This window comes from Monashia sp. HAY1-2A (genome assembly GCF_056755315.1).
In genome coordinates, this window is sequence record NZ_JBNDHY010000296.1 from 1 (window position 1) to 1449 (window position 1449).

1 protein-coding gene is annotated in these 1449 nt (G+C 72.9%); it reads left to right on the forward strand.

What is annotated here, in order from left to right:
* Positions 1 to 266: 266 nt before the first annotated feature.
* On the forward strand, positions 267 to 1265 hold the full coding sequence (locus tag ACPYOM_RS21925) for a helix-turn-helix transcriptional regulator (protein WP_481347577.1): 999 nt from the start codon (positions 267 to 269) through the stop codon (positions 1263 to 1265).
* Positions 1266 to 1449: the final 184 nt, after the last annotated feature.

Below are 1449 nucleotides of genomic sequence, written 5' to 3' on the forward strand. Positions count from 1 at the left end.
GGTGCAGGACCGCGGACACACGGCGGTCGGGCGAACTCGAGCAGGCGCAGGGTCATGCGCTCGAGACGAACCTAGACGATGCCGGAGGCGTGAGGCAAACACATGCTGTTGTGTCCTCCGGCACGCGCCCCGAGACCCGCAGCGCCAGAGGAAGGGCGGGAACGGGTACTGTCGAGGAGACGGGTCGGGGTCAGACCGCGGCTCCCCCGTCCCCTCGGACGAGGGACGATGACGGCCTCACCGGCCGCCGGCGAACGGATCCCCCCATGGACGCCGTGGTCTTCGACAGCACCGACCTCGACCGCATCGAGAAGTTCCTCAGCGCGGCCTACGCGCCGATGCGCGTCCGCAGCACCACACCGCACCCGCACGCCCACCTCGACCGGGTGGAGGGGCCGGACGCGCTCACCATCGACCATGTCGACGTCGACTTCGAGATGCGGTACGACGTCGTGCCGCTCGGGCGGATCAGCCTGTGCAGCATCGACGACGGCAGGATCGAGGACCACCGCGTCGGAGGTGGTCGGCACAGCCGCACCTTCGGCGCGGGCGAGGTCTTCACCCTCTCACCGCCGGACCGGCCGTACGCCGGCACGGTGAACCGCGCTCGCTACAGCGTCACCATGTTCGACCCGCGCCTGCTGACGGAGGTGGCCGCCGGCCGGGGTGAGGAGGATGCCCCCGTGCGCCTGCTGCACCACCGCCCCGTGACGGCGCAACGGGGTGCGGCGCTGCGGTCGGCCGTCGAGGCGGTGGCCCACACGCTGTCGAGCGCCGCGGCCACCCCGTCCTCCCTCGTGCGCCAGACGGCCTCGCACGACCTCGCGGCCGCGGTCCTGCGGGCCTTCCCGTCGACGGCCGACCTCGGACCGACCGAGGCCGACCGCGAGGACGCGGCACCGTCCCGCGCGCTGTGCCGGGCTCTGGACTTCATCGAGGCGCACGTCGCCGAGCCGGTGTCGCTGCCGGACATGGCCTCGGCGGCAGCCGTGACGCCGCGGGCCCTGCAGAACGCCTTTCGCAAGTACCTCGAGACCACGCCGTCGGAGTACGTGCGCCGGGTCCGCCTCGACCGGGCCCACCGCGAGCTGGGGTCGGGCGACCGTGCCCCGTCCCCGACCGTCATCGACGTGGCGATGCGCTGGGGGTTCTACCACCAGGGCCGGTTCGCGGCCGCCTACCGTCGCCGGTACGGCGAGGCCCCCCACGAGACCCTGGCCGCCTCACGGCGGCGACGTCGCTCCGGCGCCGTCACCGAGGGGTGACCGGCACGGCCCCTGCGTCACTGCTCAGTGAGAGTGAGCAGTGACGTAGCGCTCGGCCGGGGTGTCCCGGGGCCGGTGGGGGGTCAGCGTGTACGTCACTGCTCAGTGAGAGTGAGCACTGACGTAGCGCTCGGCCGGGGTGTCCCAGGGCCGGTGGGGGGTCAGCGTGTACGTCACTGCTCAG

Bases quoted from the DNA above. Each gene is read 5' to 3' on its own strand.
- ACPYOM_RS21925 (WP_481347577.1), top strand. From the start codon at position 267: ATGGACGCCGTGGTCTTCGACAGCACCGACCTCGACCGCATCGAGAAG.